Here is a 19,693-nt window from a genome sequence, read left to right on the forward strand (position 1 = left end):
ATTAAGCTTATGCTTGGGATATTTATGAAGAATATTTTATATTTTATATTATTAGCTGTCGTATTCGGATCACCCATCCTGTTTGCTGTAGAGCAATTTGAAGAAAAGAAAATTGAATCAGTTCATAAAAACGAAAATGTAGGTGCAAGGAAGCAAGATTTACTGAGCAGCACAAATCAAAAAGATGAGTTGAAAAGCAACGTCGATGCTAAACAAACACAAGAAGCTGAGAGCAAAAGATTAGACGGCACTACCGATAAAGAGAAGCTGCAACACAATGAGAACAAGGCTTCCGTGGTTGAAAAAACTATAAGTGAGGGTGAAAAGATTGATAAAGATTTGCCAAATGACCCGCTAGAAGAAAGCACAGACAAATTTGCTCGAAATTTACCAAATGTGGCCAATAAAGAAGTGAATAAAGATTTAAAACCAGAGCCTTTGCCTTTAAGTGCTGATTTAAATGAGAATATAGCTGATCTGCAAAAAAATCTACAAGCTGATCAGAAGATTGATATAAAAGATAATGAACTTTCAAAAAGTGATGCGAGTCAATTATTAGAGGAAAAAAAAGAAAAAGTAGAGAGTCAGTTTGAAGAAAAAAAAGTAAAAAGAAGAAGTAATAATTCTAAGGACCGCAATAGAGTAAAACCTATAACTAAAAAAGATGAAGAAGAGCAAAGTGAAAAGAAAAATTTACAAAAATGGACAAAGCTAAACAGAGAACCAATAAAAGAATGGGGTCATAAAGATATACAAAGCAAGTCAATATATAAACGACAATATGATAGCCTTAATGAGCATCTTCCTACGACTATATTTATTGACGATTACAGTAAACAATTTTTTTACTGCATTAAGAAGAACAACTTAACTTGCTTAAGAGGAATAATAAGTAAGCTAGAAAAAATTGGATTAACAACTCAAGAGATACTAAGGTTTAGAAATAAATTGGGTGACACTTCTCTAATTTATGCAGTGAAGCAAGGTGAAATAGACACAGTTCGTTTTCTCTTATTACAAGGTGCTGATCTTAGAGTAGTTAATAATAATTTTCAATCCCCAATTGATATAGCAATCGAAAGAAAGCAGGTCAATATAATAAACGTGATTGCCGAAATGATGCCACACCTTTTGGAGGATAGAAAAATAGACAATAAAGAAAGCTCAGCAATGTACGATTGGGCTGTGAAAACGAAAGAAATACAGTGCGATAAGCAAGATGATTAGATTTTTGATATTAATTTTAGTTGGTCATTTATGTTATGGAAAAGAAATAAATGATGAAAAAAATCAGATTAGTGATTTTTTAAACGCTCTGCATGATGCAAAATACGTATCTTACAGTAAAAAAGACTTTGCTGAATTTTTGGTGCAGTGCCACAAAGAGGGCGTGCCAGAAGATTTTAAGAAAGGTTTTGGTTCTAACTTAAATGGAGCTAATTTTAGCCAACTGTACCTAAGTAAATCTGTTTTTGATGGAGTAAGTCTAATTGGTGCTGATTTTTCTAACACCGATTTATCAGATGTGTCTTTCATTGATGTTGATTTACGTGGTGCTAATTTTTCCAATGCTAATTTACATGGCATTAAAATAAAAGGTACAAATTTGAGTTTTACAAAATTTGTTTCTGCAAACTTAACAGATATCGTATTTGATCAGTCTAATGTTAGTTATGCTGATTTTATCAGTTCCGATCTCAAAAAAGTAAGTATGCACAACGTAATTGGTTTGCATACTAATTTCTCGAATGTGAAAATGAATTTCTCCAACTTATCAAACTCGAATGTTGGCCACGTAAATTTTAGTGATAGTGAAATAAACGATACCGTTATGCAGAAAAACAACCTTGATAATGCAAGTTTCTTTGGAGTGGATGCATATAAATTAAAGATACAATTTTCTTCATTAAAAAATGCTAACATATATGGTGCAGAGTTAAAAGAATCAGACTTTACAGGTAGCAATCTTTCCGCTGCCTACCTTAATTCTTCTATCATAATTAACAGTAACTTCGACGAAACTAATTTAAGCAACACACAAATTTCCTATGTGAATGACGATAATTCAAGTTTTGTTCAATCTATACTAAATGGTTCCAAGATAAAACATGCATATGTTTCTGAAGCAAATCTTCATGATGCTGATTTATCCAATATTGATTTTAGTTTTAGTGAACTGCATCAAGTTAATGTCTCTAATGCTGACATTCGTCACGGAAAGTTTCATAATACTAAAGTTGCAAATTCTACCATGAATGGCTCATTTTTTGACCATTCACTATTCACCTATGTGAAGATAGAAGATTCAGACCTTTCTACAACTTCAATGTATAAGATAAAAATCCAAGACTCTCAAGTTTATAACAGTACACTTTCTCGCCATAATATTGATTCCAGTGAAATAGAAAATTCAACATTCTTTAATTTATTAGCTGATAATTCAAGCTGGTCTAATTTAAAAGTAACTAATTCAAATTTTATTGAAAGCGATTTCAGATCTTCTTTGCTTCACGCTAATGCCTTTAGGAAAACTAGCTTTTTTCTTAGCAATTTGAGCAATTCAACAATTAGTGATATGTCTTTTCTCTCTTCAAGCATATATAAAAGTTCAGTTGTTGATGCTCACTTAACAGGTTGCAAATTTGATAATTCAATTTTGATTGACAATAAAGGACAGAAAAAACTTGCAGGTTCAGAAAATGCTATAACTTCGATTAAAGATTTGCAAGAGAAAATATCACAGGGTGAAAAATTTAATGTAAATTATTCTTACTTTGAATTTAAGGATATGAATTTAGAAAATGCTGATTTTTCTAATTCAACATTGAGTAGAGCAAAGTTTGTAAACGTTAATTTGAATAAGGCAAATCTTGAAAAAACCGATTTGCGCTATACTGTCTTTGATAATTCTTCTCTTATTGGCACCAACTTATCAAATTCTAATTTAGAAGGTTCTAGCTTTTTAAACTCTGATCCAAAAAGCGCCATGTTAAAAAATGCAAAGAAAAATGACCGTAAAAAGTGAGGGCGTATTATTGGTTCTATCCTCCCCTTCTGGAGCTGGAAAAACTACCATATCAGCAAAATTACTTGAGCGATCAACTAATTTAGTTAGGTCTGTTTCTACGACTACGCGCAAGCCTCGCCCCGGCGAAATAAATGGAAAAGACTATTTTTTCGTTACCGAAGAAAAATTTCACGAGTTATGCAAAGCTGGCCAAATGCTTGAATACGCCAAAGTTTTTGAGAATTTTTATGGTATACCAAGAGATTTTATAGAGCAAAACCTGAGCAGTGGAATAAGCGTTTTACTAAGCATAGATTGGCAAGGAGCATTTCACTTATTCAAGCTCATGAGAAAAAAAGTTGTGAGTGTTTTTATACTTCCTCCTTCAATGGAAGAGCTTAGGTTGCGTTTGCAAAAGCGTAATAGTGATGATGCAAGCGAAATAGAGCGCAGATTAGCCGAAGCTCAAAAAGAGATAAGCAAACGTGATAAATATGATTATGTAATAATCAATGATGATATTGACAAAAGTGTAGAAGAGATAAGCTCCATACTAAATAAAGAAAGACTAAAAAATCAGAAGAAAAACCAAGCCTGGAAGATTTATAAAAAATCAATTTGGATATTTGCAGCTATAGTTTCTTATCCTATTTTAGCCAATAGCACGTTTCACAGTTTAGCTATATTTATTATTTTTTAAGATTAAATGGTTAAAATAGTAGCAACTGTTCAAGTGAGGATTTGACTATGATAACAGATTTTCTAATAGAAACTAGTTTTCTGCCTTTCCACCTATATTTTGATCACATATACAACGTTTAGCTCAATTTAAAAGTCAAACTTCTTGGTTGTTAGTTTAGTGCTGACAACTTAAATAGCTTTTAATATTGAGGTTTTAGTATGGGTATAGATATAACTGCACTAACTACTAATGCAGATAAATTAGGTGAATGCATAGATAAAAATAAAAAGCAAGAGCGAGAGCGAGAGCAGGATAGAAAAGACGAGCAATTGCACTGCAATATAGAGAGAAAGGTAAAAAAAGAAGAACACAAGCGTGAAAAACCAAGAGGTCAAGATGGAACCCTCAAGAAGTGTAAAAGGTTATTTGAGAAAGATGCTAGTCCTGAAGTATTAACTAAATTAGAAGAATCACTTAGAGAACAAGAAAAATATTATAGGTATTATGTCCAATGCTTCCTTCCAGTGCTAGATAAAGCAATAGAACGATCGAAAAAAATATCAAATGAAACAAAAGAGCGAGTAAAGCAAGCAATTTCAGAAATTACTTATAATAGCAAATATTGTAACCAAAATGATCGTAGGAATAGTGAAGACAGTGGAATTGAAAGTGACTACAGTAGCGATGCTGGTGATGATTATGAGAAACATTCAATCAGTAACCCTAATACAGCAAATGAAGATCAAGAAGTAGAGAAAAGCAACGAAATAACAAATAGCAATGCTCTGTTATTAAAAGCGATCAAAAACGGAAATAACAGGAAATTAAAAAAATATCTAAAAGATTGTACGGATATTAATAGTGTGAAAGGTGAAAAAGACAACAATATTTTACACCTTATCGCGTCGTTGGAAAAGAAACAGAAATGCAAATTTCTAGGTACCTTAATAAAAACGGTCACCGAGGAAGATTTAGCACAACTTGTTGATAGTGAAAATCAGGACGAAAAAACTCCTCTTCAGGTGGCACTAATCAACAAGATAACAAAAGAAAAACATGAGTCTCATACAATCCAAGATAACGATAACACACTTAAGTTTCTTACAAAATTGTTAGAGCATGGAGCTAGCCCTGATAATTTAGGATTATCTACAAAAGAATTACAAGGTTTAGATGAAAGACAAAAAACATACTACCGTAATCTCTTAGGAAAATTAGCAGAGCAAGGAAAGAAATCTAAATTAAAGCCAGAAATAAAAATCAATACAGAAGCAAAAATTAAAGAAATTATACCACGTACCATAAATACTCCAGATAGTAATGATAATTATCAATTACATTTAGCAATTAAAGATAATGATAAAGAACGTTTTGAAGAGTTATTGCAAAAAGGGGCAGATATTAGCCTTAAAGACACAGATGGTAATAATGCTTTACACTTGATTGTTAAACCTGAAACAAAACAAAAACTTGAACTTCTCAATATATTGCTAGAAGCAGGTCAAAAAGAGCAATTTATAAAAGCTGTAAATGATAAAAACAAAAAAGGGCAAACACCGCTCTATCAACTACTCCAGCGCATACAAGAAAAGAGTAAAGAACCTTCATTGAAAAATAAAATAAAAAATGTAGTAAAAAAAGAATTTAAGGATACTGGCAGGTATAAAACCTTAGAGTTATTTCTACAAAACGGTGCAGATATTACTGTGCAAGATAAAGATGAAAAAAATGCTCTGCACTATATTGCTTCATTCAAAGGAAGACAAAAAGTTGCATGTTTGGAATTGATTTCAGATAAAGATGGATTTAGTAATGCTGTAAATACTACTAACAAGGAAGAACAAACACCTCTTCATCAGCTGCTTCAGCATATAAAAGAAAAGAATGAGGATCGATCATGTACAGATAGAAAATTTGAAAAAACAAAGAGGTATAAAGCCTTAGAGTTATTTCTACAAAATGGTGCAGATATTACTGTGCAAGATAAAGATGAAAAAAATGCTCTGCACTATATTGCTTCATTCAAAGGAGAACAAAAAGTTGCATGTTTGAAGTTGATTTTAAATTCGGTGGAAAAAGAGAAATTTAGTAAAGCTGCAAACGCCACTAACGAAAAAGAACGAACACCACTACAAGTAGCGTTAATTACTAAGACGACAAAAGATAAACATAATTTGGTCAATCCTAAGAGCCGTGATAACACGATCAAGTTCTGTGTAAAATTATTGCAAAATGGTGTTGATCCAAAGCAGTTAATACTACCCAAAAGATTATGGAGCAAAGAGTATTATAAAACTATAAAAGGAATAGAGAAACCAACGGGTAGAGCGCTTATTCCAGATGATATGAGAACTGAACTGAAGTGCAATTTTGGCAAGAAGTTAAAAGCACGCGATATTGTGAAGTATGTCAATAATGTTGTTTGTAAAGTAGTGACAACGCTTGTATTTGCTGCTTTAGCCTGTGCAGTAATATTCAGTACTTCTCAAGGAATTATTACAATTGCAACTGCCTCATCTATTATAGCAGTTATTGGAGTTTGTTATCTTATTTACTTGAATTTAGAAAATATTTATGAAGGATTTGGAAAAATTAAAGGAAAGTTTACTGAAGAAAAGCAACTTACACTTCAAGATAACGCACCAAAAAATGATACACAATGCAATAACTCTGTTAAAGATATAGAAAATAAGTCCAACGATTTAGAAGAGCAAGAGGTGCAAAAATCATCAAATCAATCAGAATGTGCAGAAAATCCAGCTACCAAAATGAGCGATATATCAATACTACGTCAATTCATAAATAAGCTAGATGGGCTGACTAATAAACCCTCTTCTCTGGCGCTATGAAATCAATCTCACCGCTCAGAGTTTTTTCAGCAACTTTTTTGTAGTCAATTTTTACGTTAATTTGCCCTTTCTTTTCTTCAAGCCACGCTATAGTGTGCTTCATCCAGTTTTTGTCATCACGTTCAGGAAAGTCTTCACGAGCATGGGCACCTCTACTTTCCTTTCGATTGGCTGCGCATTCCATGGTAATAACCGCTTGTGGGATCATGTTAGCAAGCTCCAGCGCTTCAACTAAATCACTGTTCCACATCATACTGCGATCCTCAAGTGAAACATCAGGCATCATTTTTGCTACCTTTTTTATAGCTTTTTTACCTTCTTCTAAAACTTCAGCAACACGGAACACTGATGCGTACTTTTGCATAGTGTGCTGCATTTCGCTGCGTATTTTTGCTACTTTGAGCTTTCCAGAAGCAAATCGCATTTTATTAAACCTATCTATTATCCAATCTGTACAATCTGAGCTCAATTTTTTATGTGGTGTACAGGATTTTAGTTTCTCTTTTGCTCTGAGCGCTGCAGCTCTGCCAAAAACCACAAGATCAAGAAGCGAGTTAGAACCAAGTCGATTTGCACCGTGCACAGAGACACACGCAGCTTCTCCAATTGCAAATAGTCCATCTACCACTTCTTCCTTACCTTGCTTCAGCGTGATCACTTCTCCATAATAATTGGTTGGAATGCCACCCATGTTATAGTGAACAGTCGGAATGACCGGTATTGGATCTTTAGTGACATCAACTCCAGCAAAAGTTCTTGCGGTTTCGCTAATGCCCGGCAATCTGAGTTTTATTACTTCCGGATCAAGATGTGCTATAGTTAAATACATGTAATCTTTTTTCGGTCCAACTCCCCTTCCCTCTCTAATTTCAATTGTTATTGCGCGACTTACCACATCACGAGAAGCTAAATCTTTTGCTTTTGGTGCGTAACGTTCCATAAACTTTTCGCCCTGAGAATTAACGAGATATCCCCCTTCGCCACGGCACCCTTCTGTCATCAAGCACCCTGAGCCATATATTCCTGTTGGATGAAATTGTACAAATTCCATATCTTCAAGTGGTAATCCAGCCCTTACTACCATGCCATTACCATCACCTGTGCAGGTATGCGCACTTGTTGCAGAGAAATAAACACGTCCATATCCACCTGTTGCTAGCACCACTCTATGCGCACGAAATCTATGTAATGTACCGTCGCATAGCGACCAAGCAAGAACTCCGCAGCATGCTCCGGTTTCGCTATCCATAATTAAATCAATCACAAAGTATTCAACAAAAAACTCAGCGTTGAATTTAAGACACTGCTGATATAGAGTGTGAAGGATTGCGTGCCCAGTTTTGTCTGCTGCCGCACAAGTGCGTTGAGCTGATTTTCCTTTACCAAAGTGAGTTGTCATTCCACCAAAAGAGCGCTGGTATATTTTGCCATCTTCTGTACGAGAAAAAGGTACGCCAAAATTTTCAAGTTCAATAACAGCTTTAGCAGCGTTTTTACACATATATTCTATTGCATCTTGATCACCAAGCCAGTCTGAACCTTTTATTGTGTCATACGCATGCCAGCGCCAATTGTCTTCACCGATATTACCTAAAGCTGCACTAATTCCGCCTTGTGCTGCAACTGTATGACTTCGTGTAGGGAAAATTTTCGAAATGCAGGCAACTGAAAAATTAGTTGCAGCCATCCCAAGCGTTGCTCTGAGCCCTGCTCCACCTGCACCTACTACTACCACGTCATACTCATGTTCTATGATCTCATACGCTGACTTATCCATATTTACTTATTTTATCATTACGGGCTTATGATATCACAGAAGTAGAAAAAATCTATACAAGTTTTCTATAGCTATACCACCGCGAACCGTCATACCGCTGCGGCGCTAACGAGTAGCGAAATGACAGCAATCTACGTCATACCGCCGCGGTATCTCTAGATCCCGCTAACAAGCAGCGGGATGACGATTGTCAGGCTAGCTGTCATCCCAGTTTGGAATCCAGGAAAAAGAATGGTGTCATTCCAGTGCTTGACACTGGGATGGCTTTGTTGCATAGCACCTTAAGCAGTGATGGTTTACGACAAATTTATGTAATGATTTCAAATTTAGCCATACCAATATCAGTGAATTTGTTGAGCAAATAGCACTTAATTAGTAATTCTTTTTCACGATTTACTTCAGATTTATTCCTAAAGCTAAATCCAAATACTTGCTTCAACCTTGAGAAAAATCCTTCTATGTAAGATCTCTTTCCATAAATTGCTTTCTTTTTCCACTCTTTTACACCATCTTGTCCATATAATTTTATTAACCTAAAAACGCGAATTCTGGATTAAGGAAGGAAGAAAGTATAGGAAATAGAAGGCTTTTTGGATTTGATGGAATAGGAAATGAGAGTAGAAAAGATATGAACCAAAAAATTAACAGGGGATCTATGGCGAGTGTGTTCAATTTCTAGTCTATTTTTTAGGTAACCAAAAACAGTCTCAATGATAGACCTTTTTCTCAGTAAAATCTTCTCATTTAGCGAAATCAATGCATTTTTCATACCTTTTTTCACCTTGGTAACAAGTTTCAAACCTCGGTCAAACAGCTTCTGAAAAAGCTCTTTTGCAATATAACCTTTGTCACCAAACAAAAGGCCGGTTAATTTTTCCGTCAGATTTGGCACAGGTATCCTATCATCAACATTGCCTTTTGTTAGCGTAAGTGAATGAATTTCACCATTTTCATTGATTACCATATGTAATTTGAAACCAAAAAACCAGCCGTAAGTACTCTTGCTTAATTTTGCAATTCCAGCAAAAACTTTGTTTTTGGATATTCTTTTTGCATGACAAACTGCAATGGGAGTTGTGTCTATATATGAAATTCCAGTGTTTTCTGACTGTCCACAAAGCCAATGCAACAACATTGCTAAATGCCACAAAACCCTAGGCTTTAGAGCAACAAACCTGGTATATGAAGGCAACTTTGGAAACTCTGATTTGTAGAGCAACGTTAGGTAATGTAGATAGAAAGTTTTGAAATTTTTACACGGAGATTGTTGATATAGCAGGATTATTGTCATGATTTCGGAGTGCTCAATTTCCGTTGTTCTTGTGGGTTTTTTACCATTTGGCAGTAGTTTACCTGCAAAATTTTTCTCTATATCTCTGCAAAAATCATCGACCAAACAAAACAGTTTGTTATATCTTCCATGGTTAACCTCATCTGTTTTTTTATAACTGCTGAGTTTACCCTGTTTTCTTGCCTTTTCTATTCTCCTTTAATCCAGAATTCGCGTTTTAAACGCTTGACAAGCGAAATTCAGCTGCTTTTAATTGCAACTAACTTACGCTGCAAATGTTTAAGAAATTTACCAAGCAGAAAAAAAGACAAAGAATCCCCGAGTTAGCTAGTCTTTTACTATCTCTGTCGAGTATTGGCATTTTTTGATGTCTTGTAACGCTTTATAAGCGCGTTCAGCTTATTTAGATAAAAATCTAGATGTAGATGAAGTTTTGTAAAGACATACAGTATCTATATACTGCAAAAAATTAAACATAAGACGCCGATACATTAAGTAATCCTTACCTTTTAATCTGCAGATTGGCGAAAGCAAATACAATAGCTTCAGTCTCATGATAAGGGGGCTGGCGGAGTTTGTCAAGTAAGTTTTTTCGTTTCTATGTTGTCAGCTACCTGAATATTGATCATACGGGTTCCATCTGTTATATATAATCTTTTTGAATACGAAGAAAACTGATGAATGAGTATGATATTACAGTTATAGGTAGCGGTCCTGGTGGTTATATAGCAGCAATTAGAGCGGCACAGCTTGGGTTTAAAACTGCAATTGTGGAAAAAGAAAAAAATTTAGGCGGTATATGCTTAAATTGGGGATGTATACCAACAAAATCACTGCTTAGAGCATCTGAGGTTTATAGGCTAATAAAAAGATCAAAAGAGTTTGGTATAGAAGTAAAAGGAGCGAGTTTTGATATACAATCAATAGTGAAATATTCAAGAAGCGTTGTTGATAAATTATCAAGTGGCGTTGCATATTTGATGAAAAAAAATAACATCAAAGTTCATCAAGGCTTTGGTAAACTTGCAGGCAATAGTACTATAAAAATTGTTAGCGATAAGGAAGAACAAGAAATTGTTTCCAAGCATATTATTTTAGCAACAGGCGTGAGGGCACGGAATCTGCCTGGAATAGAGGTAGATGGAGATTTAATATGGAATGCACAGCACGCTATGATGCCGGGCAAATTACCAAAATCACTACTAATTATAGGGTCTGGTGCAATTGGAATAGAATTTGCAAGTTTTTATAGCACTTTGGGGGTTGATGTAACAATCATAGAGATAAAGAGCACTATTTTGCCGCTGGAGGATAAAGACATTTCAGATTTAGCACAAGAAATATTCACAAAACAGGGGATAAAAATATATACAAACAGTAGCGTAAAAGCTTTGACTAAAAGTAAAGACTCTGCTCAAGTGCTACTAAGTAGTGGTGAGAGCAAAGAATTTGATAGGGTGATTGTTGCGGTTGGAATTCAGGCAAATACTGAAAATATAGGTTTAGAAAATACAAAAATTAAATTAAGCCCTTCTGGTTTTATTGAAACGAATGAATGGTATGAAACTAGTGAATCAAATGTGTATGCAATAGGTGATGTAGCTGGCCCACCATGTTTAGCACATAAAGCGAGCCATGAAGCCGTGATCTGCATTGAAAAGATTGCTGGTAAAAATGCTCATGCGTTAAAAAAAGAATGCATACCAAATTGCACTTATTCTCATCCACAAATAGCGAGCATCGGCCTTACTGAGGAACAGGCAATAAAAGGTGGGTATGATATAAAAATAGGAAAATTTCACTCTAACTTTAATGGTAAGTCTGTTGCACTCAGTGAAACTGAAGGGTTAGTGAAAACGATTATAGATAAAAAAACCGGAGAAATTCTGGGTAGCCACATGATAGGTGCAGAAGTAACGGAGTTAATTAGCAATTTTGCTCTTGCAAAGCAACTAGAAGGAACAGACTTCGACATAAAATCTACGATTTTTCCTCATCCAACCATTTCAGAGATGATACATGAATCAGTGCTTGCTGCAGATGTTAAATAGTTGAACTAACGTTCCATCGTTTTAGAGTTGTCAATGTCTTGAGTAGTAGTTTGATTAGGCACTTTAGTTTCAATAGATTGATTACCACCAGCATCAGAATTCTGTAACTCTTCTTTCAATCCCTTAGCTGCTTCTTTGACTTCAAGCTTTGCCTTTGGATGAAGATCTTCTAGGCCTTTTCCTTTAGTATTCAAACCTTGTTGTAGATTAGTGCTTTTCATTTTATTATGCTGCTCGTGCCCAGGTAGGTCAACGACCGAATTGAAAAGAATTTTTGTTATATTTTTTAGCAGTTCTAAAAAACCTCCGCTTCTGCCTTCTCTTTGTTCTTGAGGTTTATTTTTCTCATTAGGTTCTTTTTTACTATTACTTTTAGGCATTTTTAACTCAACTATCATAAAGCTTAATAAAATTCTACGTGCAAATTATTAAATAACAGTTAACAATCTAGGATTTATTATTTACAGATGGATATCACCCTAGCAACAGGTGGCACAGGCGGACACATTTTTCCAGCTATAACTTTAGCAAGAGCACTAAAGGCACAAGGATATAGTTGCATAGTATTTACTGATAAAAAAACAAATAAAAATACTGACGTGGGAAACTACACCTTGCCATTATGTAAACCAAGCAGCAACAAATTTAAGTTTTTCCTTTTATTAATGTATAGTTGTGTGCTAGCAATATATAAAATCAGAAAATTGAAGCCAAGATTAGTAATTGGTTTTGGTAGCTACGCTTCTTTTCCAACTCTTCTTGCAGCAAAGGTTCTTTCTATACCTATAATTTTACATGAACAAAACACAGTTTTAGGGAGAGTAAATAGATTCTTTTTCAAGAGTGCAAAATTAATTGCAACCAGCTTTCCGGAGACTAAATATGCAGAGGGCAATAAATGTATTTTTACAGGAAATTTTGTTGATATAAAAGCACAGAGCCATTCTAGCACTGAGAAAGCCCTAAACATATTGGTCATAGCAGGCAGCCAAGGTGCAAATTTTTTTGATGATGTGGTAAGCAGCGTAATTTGTGATTTACCTATTAAAATGAAAAAGAAAATTAGAGTGACGCAGCAATGTACGAAGAAAAATGTAAACAAGGTCAAGAGTCTATACAAAAGTGAAAAGATCGATTGTGAATTAAGTGAATTTTTTGATGATATGGAGAATAGACTGGCCAATGCTCACTTGGTAATTAGCAGAGCAGGAGCAACTTCAATAGCAGAGATCACTCTTGCTAGGCGTTCTACTATATATATTCCTTACCCTTACTCAAAAGATAATCACCAATTTTATAACGCAAAATATATTGAAGATTCGGGAGCAGCTGTAATAGTTGAGCAAAATAGTGAAGCAAAAAAAAATCTAACAGAGTTACTATTTGATCTACTCAGTAATTCTCAAAAATTGCGTGATATGACCAATAATACAAAAAAAACAGGGATAAAGAATGGGACTACTGAGTTTGTTAAGGTAATTGTTCACAGGTTTAGTTGATGGCTGCTTGCTTTTTCTTCAAACACGTCCCAAAGATCTTTTTCTAGCGATATATTATACAATTTATTGATATGAACTACTCCCGTGGGTGAAGTTGTGTTAATTTCGAGCAGGAAGTCATCTATAATATCAATACCAACAAATATTAGCCCTCTTTTCTTTAATTCAGGACCAATTTTGTTACATATTTCATTGTCCCTATCGTTCATTTGAGCGGGCTCAAAACTTGCTCCGAGCCGCACATTTGTCCTAATCTCTCCACTAATCTTTGGAACTCGTTTCATTACACCAATTGGTTGACCATAAAGTAGCAATATTCTTTTATCTTTATCTATGTTTTTACAAAATGATTGCGCAATTACAGGACATTCATATTTTGCTATCATGAGATCCACTACTACTTGAATACTATTCTCGTCTTGTATTCTTATCACATCGTTTCCTCCATAACTATACAATGGCTTCAGAATAATATCTTTATAGTTGCGGTAAAAATCTCTAATCATTGATATATTTTCAGTAATCAAAGTCGGCGGAATTAGCTCTGGAAATAATGAAGTTATCAATTTTTCAGGACAATTTCTTATTTCTGTTGGATTGTTAATTACCAATGCGCTAGTTTTTTCTAAGATATATGTTGTTGTAATATAACGCATATCAAAGGGTGGATCCTGTCTGATAAATACGATGTTCATTTCATTCAAGTTGATTGCCATATCTTCTTTAGAAATGAATCCACAATTATCAACTGTAACTTTCTGGGCTAAAGCAATTGGATGGTTTAGCTTTAGTGCTAAATTGTTAGGAGCATAGACAAAAACTTCATGCCCCCTCCTTTGTGCTTCTTTTATCAATGTAAATGTAGTGTCAGTTTCAAAATTTATATTTTTATCCATCTGAAAGGCAACTTTCATTTATGTTCTCTACCTATTGTCACAACTGTACAAATGTTATAATTTGAAGGCGATTTTTGCCTAATGGCGTAATTTACTGTACCTATATCGTACATAACTTACAACTTGTTTTACTCCCTTTACTTTTCTTGCAATTGCTATTACAGCTTTTAATTCCGCTTTATTTTGGGCTATGCCCATCAAATAAACAACTCTATCAACCGTATTAACGCTATAATTAATTGACTTAATATTTCTTTTCCCCAGAAGTCTTGTTCTTATTTCCGCTGTTATCATGCCATCTACAGTGGTGTCTAGCATGGAAGCCATTTGAATTGGTATTACTCTTATTTCATTTATCACTTCTTTAATTTCTTTTTGCTGCCAAGCTATTTTTTCTGCTGTAAGTTGTTTTTCAGGAGTGTCAACACTTCCAATGAGCAATACTCTTCCTTCACTTACTTTAACCTTTATGGATGAAAATAGTCCATGCTTTAAGAGTCCCTTATTAATTCTGATGACCATAGTCGTATCATCAATGATATTTCCCAAGGATTTGTCCTGCATTGTTATTGCTGTTGCTGTCGCTGTAGCCACCACACCACCTATTATAAGGGTTGTGCAACCGCTTTGTGTAATCAAAAAAATTGCGAGTAAGAAGCTTGTTATTAATCTCATTATTGATTTTCAGGATTTAGAGCTTTCATTAAGAAATGTTAGTAAGCTTTTTTGATTGTGTAAATACCATAAACGCGAATTCTGGATTAAGGAAGGAAGAAAGTATAGGAAATAGAAGGCTTTTTGGATTTGATGGAATAGGAAATGAGAGTAGAAAAGATATGAACCAAAAAATTAACAGGGGATCTATGGCGAGTGTGTTCAATTTCTAGTCTATTTTTTAGGTAACCAAAAACAGTCTCAATGATAGACCTTTTTCTCAGTAAAATCTTCTCATTTAGCGAAATCAATGCATTTTTCATACGCGAATTCTGGATTAAAGGAGAATAGAAAAGGCAAGAAAACAGGGTAAACTCAGCAGTTATAAAAAAACAGATGAGGTTAACCATGGAAGATATAACAAACTGTTTTGTTTGGTCGATGATTTTTGCAGAGATATAGAGAAAAATTTTGCAGGTAAACTACTGCCAAATGGTAAAAAACCCACAAGAACAACGGAAATTGAGCACTCCGAAATCATGACAATAATCCTGCTATATCAACAATCTCCGTGTAAAAATTTCAAAACTTTCTATCTACATTACCTAACGTTGCTCTACAAATCAGAGTTTCCAAAGTTGCCTTCATATACCAGGTTTGTTGCTCTAAAGCCTAGGGTTTTGTGGCATTTAGCAATGTTGTTGCATTGGCTTTGTGGACAGTCAGAAAACACTGGAATTTCATATATAGACACAACTCCCATTGCAGTTTGTCATGCAAAAAGAATATCCAAAAACAAAGTTTTTGCTGGAATTGCAAAATTAAGCAAGAGTACTTACGGCTGGTTTTTTGGTTTCAAATTACATATGGTAATCAATGAAAATGGTGAAATTCATTCACTTACGCTAACAAAAGGCAATGTTGATGATAGGATACCTGTGCCAAATCTGACGGAAAAATTAACCGGCCTTTTGTTTGGTGACAAAGGTTATATTGCAAAAGAGCTTTTTCAGAAGCTGTTTGACCGAGGTTTGAAACTTGTTACCAAGGTGAAAAAAGGTATGAAAAATGCATTGATTTCGCTAAATGAGAAGATTTTACTGAGAAAAAGGTCTATCATTGAGACTGTTTTTGGTTACCTAAAAAATAGACTAGAAATTGAACACACTCGCCATAGATCCCCTGTTAATTTTTTGGTTCATATCTTTTCTACTCTCATTTCCTATTCCATCAAATCCAAAAAGCCTTCTATTTCCTATGCTTTCTTCCTTCCTTAATCCAGAATTCGCGTCATAAGTTAATTAAAGCTTTAAACCTTGAATATTTTCAAGACGATACTTATAATAAAACTGGAGTAGTTTAAATTTATTCAGAATCTGGTAAACAGAAAACTCGTCATTCCGCTACTTGTTAGCGGAATCTATAGCGAGATACCGCGGCGGGATAACGTCAGGCAGCTTCGATTGAGTTAGCTATAAATTACTGAAGATTTCTTGCGGATATGGCGAAATTGGTAGACGTGCCAGGTTTAGGTCCTGGTGAGCTTGCTCGTGGGGGTTCAAGTCCCTCTATCCGCACTTTAAAGTCATGTAACTTAGGTTTTAAGGAAAAATTTATAATCACTAAATACACTTTTGTTTGTATAAAAACCTGTTCTTAAGGATTGTGTTTAACTTAAATTCTGGTAAAATGACTCTATTAAGATATGAATTAAAATATTAATAAATGAATTATGATGTCTAATAATATACCTCAAAATACAGTCGAAGTAAGTAGCGTATATACCTACAAAGAGCTTAGTATAGATAAACTAAAGCATGAGTATGAAATCACAGTTAGTAGTGATTATATAAAACAAAAGGTAGATTCTAGGTTGCAGGAGATAGCAGAAAATGCAAAATCACCTGGGTTTAGGGCTGGAAAGATGCCCTATGACCTTGTTGTTGCAAATTATAAAAACGAAGCTTTGGAATATGTGGTAAATAATACAATTGATTATTGCTCAAGTGATTTGATGAAAAAAATTGAAGTCAAGTCTCACATTTATCCTAAGGTTGATGTGATATCATTACCAGATCTGGACAAAGAAAATGAGGAGGGCAATTTTGTATACAAGCTATCTTTTGAGTCGATGCCTGAAGTACCAGTGATAGATCTTGACAAAATAAACTTAAAGAAAATTGAAGCAAAGATTGAAGAGGAAGATATAAAAGAATTTATTGATTCTATTAAAACAAAATTCCCCAATTTCGCCTCTGTTGATGATGCTTCTTATCAAGCAAAAAATGGGGATAAATTGATAATTGATTTTGAAGGGCGGATTAGGAATAAGCTCTTTCAGGGTGGAAGTAGCAAAAATTTTGCCGTTAATTTAGGGTCTGGCACATTTATTAATGGTTTTGAAGATCAATTAACTGGTATGAAAAAGGGAGAAACAAAGAACTTTAAGTTGAAATTTCCTGAAAATTACCAAGCCATTTCCCTTGCAGGACAGGAAGCTGATTTTTCTGTGCGAATTAATGAGATTCAGGTTGCCAAAGATTTTGAAAATGATAATGAAATAGCTAAGAGTATTGGTTTTAAAGATTATTCTTTGCTAATAAATCATGCAAAAAAAATGATTGGTGATCAGTGTACCGAAATGAGAAATCTCTTAATTAAAAAGGAGCTGTTTGATTATTTGGATGCTAATTATAGTTTTGATTTACCCACAGACATAGTAAAACAGGAGCAACAAAGAATGGAAGGAGAACTGGGTGCTCAAAATGATTCTCGTAAAGAAGCTGAAAAACGTGTAAAGCTTGCTATGTTATTTATGAAATTTAGTGCAGAACATAAAATATCATTAACTCAAAATGATGTTTTGAATGTTATTGTAAATCAATATGTCAGTAAGGATGTACCGTTTGACAGAGTACTTAAGCATTTTGAATCAAATAAACAATTTCAAGAATTAGTTAGAGGGCAAGCGCTTGAGTATAAAGTGACAGATTATATAATAGAAAAAGTTAGTAAAGAAGAGCAGATTATTTCTGTGAAAGAATTAAAGGAATTGTTTGGTAATATTTAATAGGAAAAGGTATGACTCTTATACCAATTGTAGTTGAACAAACTAGTCGCGGTGAGCGCGCTTATGACATATATTCAAGACTAGTGAAAGAAAGAATAATTTTCGTAACAGGTCCTATTGAGGACAACATGGCTAGCGTAATAGTAGCACAGCTTTTATTTTTAGAATCGGAAAATCCCGATAAAGACATTTGTATGTACATCAACTCACCAGGTGGTGTTGTAACTGCTGGTTTGTCGATCTACGATACAATGCAGTATATAAACCCAGACGTTTCAACTTTATGTATAGGTCAAGCTGCATCTATGGGTTCTTTATTGCTTGCAGCTGGTACAAAAGGTAAGCGCTACTCTCTACCTCATTCAAGAATTATGATACATCAGCCATCTGGTGGTTATCATGGTCAAGCAACTGATATAGAAATACATGCTAATGAGATTTTGCGAGTTAAGAAAAAACTAAATCAAATTTATGAAAAACATACTGGAAATTCACTGAAGAAAATTGAAGCAATGATGGAAAGAGATAAGTTCATGGATCCTGAAGAAGCAAGGAAAATTGGCTTAATTGACAAGGTGATAGCTGAGCGTACAGATATTGAAATTGAAAATACTAAAGTTAAACAAAAGGTGGGTTAATGGATAACAATAATGATTTACACTACTGTTCTTTTTGCAACAAGGCGCAAGATGAAGTAGATAAATTGATTACTAACTCTTCGGATGGTTTAAAGGTGTTTATTTGTAATGAGTGCATAGAATTATCCCATAAAGCAATAAGTCAAAAGAAAGATAGATCTTTTAATTCAGATCGTATATCTGATATGAAGCTATTACTAAAGAAACCTGAGGATATAAAAAATTTTCTTAGCAAGCATGTTGTAGGTCAAGAACATGCGCAACATGTCTTATCTGTAGCTATGTATAACCATTGTCAATCCATGGCACAATTTCATGCTATAAGTGATATCGAAATCGAGAAGTCAAATATAATGCTTATTGGTCCCACTGGTTCTGGTAAGACTTTGCTGGCCAAAACACTTGCTAAAGTTTCAGATGTGCCATTTGCTATGGCTGATGCGACAACTTTAACTGAGGCAGGTTATGTGGGTGATGATGTAGAAAGCGTGTTGTCGCGTTTATTACAAGCTGCAAATTATGACGTTGCAAAAGCACAGCGTGGTATAGTGTTTATAGATGAAATAGATAAGATCACAAGAAAATCTGAAAGCACTTCAATAACCCGTGACGTTTCAGGTGAGGGGGTCCAGCAAGCTCTGCTTAAGATTATGGAGGGTACAGTTGCTTATGTTCCGCCACAAGGAGGGCGAAAACATCCACAACAAGAGTTTATACAAGTGGATACTAGTAACATACTGTTTATTTGTGGAGGAGCTTTTGAAGGCCTCGATAAAATTATTGAAGCGAGAAAAAAGGGAACATCAGTTGGCTTTGGAGCAGATATAAGTCAGTCTAAAGAGCAAAAGAAAAAAAATGCTTTACATGATGTTCAACCTGAAGATTTAATCAAATTCGGTTTAATACCCGAATTTGTAGGGCGGGTTCCAATAACTGCTGTTTTAGATGAGCTGGATCATGAAGATTTAATACATGTTTTGACAGAACCAAGAAATGCGCTAATAAAACAGTACAAAGCATTGCTTGCGTTTAGCAAAGTAAACCTCGAGTTTTCAGATGAAGCAATATCAGCTATTGCTAAAAAGGCTATAAGTTATAAAACAGGTGCAAGAATGTTACGTGCTATTTTAGAGTCACTTTTGCTTGACATTATGTATACATCTGGAAACGGAGGCTTTGAAGGTAGCACTATAGTAATCACTAAGAAAATGGTAGAGTTAGGAAAAGCAACGGTTAATCATAATAATAATGGCAATGTTATAACGGTTAATGATTAATT

Annotated in this window: 16 protein-coding genes, 1 tRNA gene and 2 pseudogenes; 12 read left to right on the forward strand and 7 right to left on the reverse strand. The window is 34.5% G+C overall.

The features are described from left to right. Window positions 1-9 precede the first annotated feature (9 nt). From AAGD95_RS03985 to AAGD95_RS04000, 4 genes and pseudogenes are all read left to right on the forward strand, one after another. Complete coding sequence (locus AAGD95_RS03985) at window positions 10-1,227, forward strand: ankyrin repeat domain-containing protein (protein WP_341818266.1); 1,218 nt, start codon at window positions 10-12, stop codon at window positions 1,225-1,227. Continuing rightward, complete coding sequence (locus AAGD95_RS03990; RefSeq protein ID WP_341818267.1) at window positions 1,220-3,025, forward strand: pentapeptide repeat-containing protein; 1,806 nt, start codon at window positions 1,220-1,222, stop codon at window positions 3,023-3,025. Before AAGD95_RS03985 ends, AAGD95_RS03990 begins: the two co-directional genes overlap by 8 nt. Continuing rightward, a pseudogene (gene gmk / locus AAGD95_RS03995) lies at window positions 3,009-3,593 on the forward strand (guanylate kinase); the annotation flags it as partial. The gene AAGD95_RS03990 and the pseudogene gmk, both read left to right, overlap by 17 nt. A 314-nt stretch (window positions 3,594-3,907) precedes the next feature. Next, a complete protein-coding gene (locus AAGD95_RS04000) occupies window positions 3,908-6,538 on the forward strand; it encodes an ankyrin repeat domain-containing protein (protein ID WP_341818268.1) in 2,631 nt (876 codons plus the stop codon). On the opposite strand, the gene sdhA is transcribed toward AAGD95_RS04000, so the two are convergent. The 3 genes from sdhA to AAGD95_RS04015 form a co-directional block, all read right to left on the reverse strand. Beyond that, window positions 6,510-8,315, reverse strand: coding sequence for a succinate dehydrogenase flavoprotein subunit (gene sdhA, locus AAGD95_RS04005; RefSeq protein WP_341818269.1), 1,806 nt, complete (start codon window positions 8,313-8,315; stop codon window positions 6,510-6,512). The genes AAGD95_RS04000 and sdhA overlap by 29 nt on opposite strands. Window positions 8,316-8,622: 307 nt before the next feature. Further along, the gene (locus AAGD95_RS04010; protein WP_265015624.1) at window positions 8,623-8,754 is read right to left on the reverse strand and encodes a hypothetical protein; all 132 of its coding nucleotides are present in this window, start codon (window positions 8,752-8,754) and stop codon (window positions 8,623-8,625) included. A gap of 114 nt (window positions 8,755-8,868) precedes the next feature. Beyond that, a complete protein-coding gene (locus AAGD95_RS04015; RefSeq protein WP_410542088.1) occupies window positions 8,869-9,720 on the reverse strand; it encodes an IS982 family transposase in 852 nt (283 codons plus the stop codon). 15 nt (window positions 9,721-9,735) lie between these two features. Here AAGD95_RS04015 and AAGD95_RS04020 point away from each other — a divergent pair, with 15 nt between their 5' ends. Then, window positions 9,736-9,933 (forward strand): hypothetical protein, encoded by a 198-nt coding sequence (locus AAGD95_RS04020; RefSeq protein WP_341818270.1) that lies wholly within the window; start codon window positions 9,736-9,738, stop codon window positions 9,931-9,933. A 350-nt stretch (window positions 9,934-10,283) separates the two neighbouring features. Continuing rightward, window positions 10,284-11,657: a dihydrolipoyl dehydrogenase gene (gene lpdA / locus AAGD95_RS04025; RefSeq protein WP_341818271.1), complete on the forward strand. Its 1,374-nt coding sequence runs from the start codon at window positions 10,284-10,286 to the stop codon at window positions 11,655-11,657. A 5-nt stretch (window positions 11,658-11,662) separates the two neighbouring features. Here lpdA and AAGD95_RS04030 read toward each other — a convergent pair whose 3' ends face one another. Next, complete coding sequence (locus AAGD95_RS04030; RefSeq protein ID WP_341818272.1) at window positions 11,663-12,055, reverse strand: hypothetical protein; 393 nt, start codon at window positions 12,053-12,055, stop codon at window positions 11,663-11,665. A 69-nt stretch (window positions 12,056-12,124) separates the two neighbouring features. On the opposite strand from AAGD95_RS04030, the gene murG reads away from it, so the two are divergent. Then, window positions 12,125-13,156, forward strand: coding sequence for an undecaprenyldiphospho-muramoylpentapeptide beta-N-acetylglucosaminyltransferase (gene murG / locus AAGD95_RS04035; RefSeq protein ID WP_341818273.1), 1,032 nt, complete (start codon window positions 12,125-12,127; stop codon window positions 13,154-13,156). On the opposite strand, the gene gshB is transcribed toward murG, so the two are convergent. The 3 genes and pseudogenes from gshB to AAGD95_RS04050 form a co-directional block, all read right to left on the reverse strand. Then, window positions 13,141-14,070, reverse strand: coding sequence for a glutathione synthase (gshB, locus tag AAGD95_RS04040; protein WP_341818274.1), 930 nt, complete (start codon window positions 14,068-14,070; stop codon window positions 13,141-13,143). The two genes, murG and gshB, sit on opposite strands and share 16 nt — an antisense overlap. 60 nt (window positions 14,071-14,130) lie before the next feature. Next, a complete protein-coding gene (locus AAGD95_RS04045) occupies window positions 14,131-14,727 on the reverse strand; it encodes a BON domain-containing protein (protein WP_006279461.1) in 597 nt (198 codons plus the stop codon). Between the two features lie 86 nt (window positions 14,728-14,813). Next, window positions 14,814-15,029, reverse strand: a pseudogene (locus AAGD95_RS04050) (transposase); the annotation flags it as partial. Window positions 15,030-15,131: 102 nt separating this feature from the next. Here AAGD95_RS04050 and AAGD95_RS04055 point away from each other — a divergent pair. The 5 genes from AAGD95_RS04055 (at window position 15,132) to clpX (ending at window position 19,691) form a co-directional block, all read left to right on the forward strand. Then, window positions 15,132-15,983, forward strand: coding sequence for an IS982 family transposase (locus AAGD95_RS04055; RefSeq protein WP_410542094.1), 852 nt, complete (start codon window positions 15,132-15,134; stop codon window positions 15,981-15,983). A gap of 218 nt (window positions 15,984-16,201) precedes the next feature. Continuing rightward, window positions 16,202-16,283, forward strand: a tRNA-Leu gene (locus AAGD95_RS04060). A gap of 158 nt (window positions 16,284-16,441) precedes the next feature. Further along, a complete protein-coding gene (tig, locus tag AAGD95_RS04065) occupies window positions 16,442-17,776 on the forward strand; it encodes a trigger factor (protein ID WP_341818832.1) in 1,335 nt (444 codons plus the stop codon). Window positions 17,777-17,787: 11 nt separating this feature from the next. Next, complete coding sequence (gene clpP, locus AAGD95_RS04070; protein WP_341818276.1) at window positions 17,788-18,414, forward strand: ATP-dependent Clp endopeptidase proteolytic subunit ClpP; 627 nt, start codon at window positions 17,788-17,790, stop codon at window positions 18,412-18,414. Then, window positions 18,414-19,691, forward strand: coding sequence for an ATP-dependent Clp protease ATP-binding subunit ClpX (clpX, locus tag AAGD95_RS04075; RefSeq protein WP_265035398.1), 1,278 nt, complete (start codon window positions 18,414-18,416; stop codon window positions 19,689-19,691). Before clpP ends, clpX begins: the two co-directional genes overlap by 1 nt. Window positions 19,692-19,693 lie beyond the last annotated feature (2 nt).

This window comes from Wolbachia endosymbiont (group B) of Ennomos erosarius (assembly GCF_964026905.1).
Taxonomy (GTDB): Bacteria; Pseudomonadota; Alphaproteobacteria; order Rickettsiales; family Anaplasmataceae; genus Wolbachia.

Bases quoted from the DNA above. Each gene is read 5' to 3' on its own strand.
- sdhA (WP_341818269.1), bottom strand. From the start codon at position 8,315: ATGGATAAGTCAGCGTATGAGATCATAGAACATGAGTATGACGTGGTA.
- clpX (WP_265035398.1), top strand. From the start codon at position 18,414: ATGGATAACAATAATGATTTACACTACTGTTCTTTTTGCAACAAGGCG.
- murG (WP_341818273.1), top strand. From the start codon at position 12,125: ATGGATATCACCCTAGCAACAGGTGGCACAGGCGGACACATTTTTCCA.
- AAGD95_RS04020 (WP_341818270.1), top strand. From the start codon at position 9,736: ATGGTTAACCTCATCTGTTTTTTTATAACTGCTGAGTTTACCCTGTTT.
- tig (WP_341818832.1), top strand. From the start codon at position 16,442: ATGTCTAATAATATACCTCAAAATACAGTCGAAGTAAGTAGCGTATAT.
- AAGD95_RS03985 (WP_341818266.1), top strand. From the start codon at position 10: ATGCTTGGGATATTTATGAAGAATATTTTATATTTTATATTATTAGCT.
- AAGD95_RS04045 (WP_006279461.1), bottom strand. From the start codon at position 14,727: ATGAGATTAATAACAAGCTTCTTACTCGCAATTTTTTTGATTACACAA.
- AAGD95_RS04000 (WP_341818268.1), top strand. From the start codon at position 3,908: ATGGGTATAGATATAACTGCACTAACTACTAATGCAGATAAATTAGGT.
- lpdA (WP_341818271.1), top strand. From the start codon at position 10,284: ATGAATGAGTATGATATTACAGTTATAGGTAGCGGTCCTGGTGGTTAT.
- AAGD95_RS03990 (WP_341818267.1), top strand. From the start codon at position 1,220: ATGATTAGATTTTTGATATTAATTTTAGTTGGTCATTTATGTTATGGA.
- AAGD95_RS04030 (WP_341818272.1), bottom strand. From the start codon at position 12,055: ATGATAGTTGAGTTAAAAATGCCTAAAAGTAATAGTAAAAAAGAACCT.
- clpP (WP_341818276.1), top strand. From the start codon at position 17,788: ATGACTCTTATACCAATTGTAGTTGAACAAACTAGTCGCGGTGAGCGC.
- gshB (WP_341818274.1), bottom strand. From the start codon at position 14,070: ATGAAAGTTGCCTTTCAGATGGATAAAAATATAAATTTTGAAACTGAC.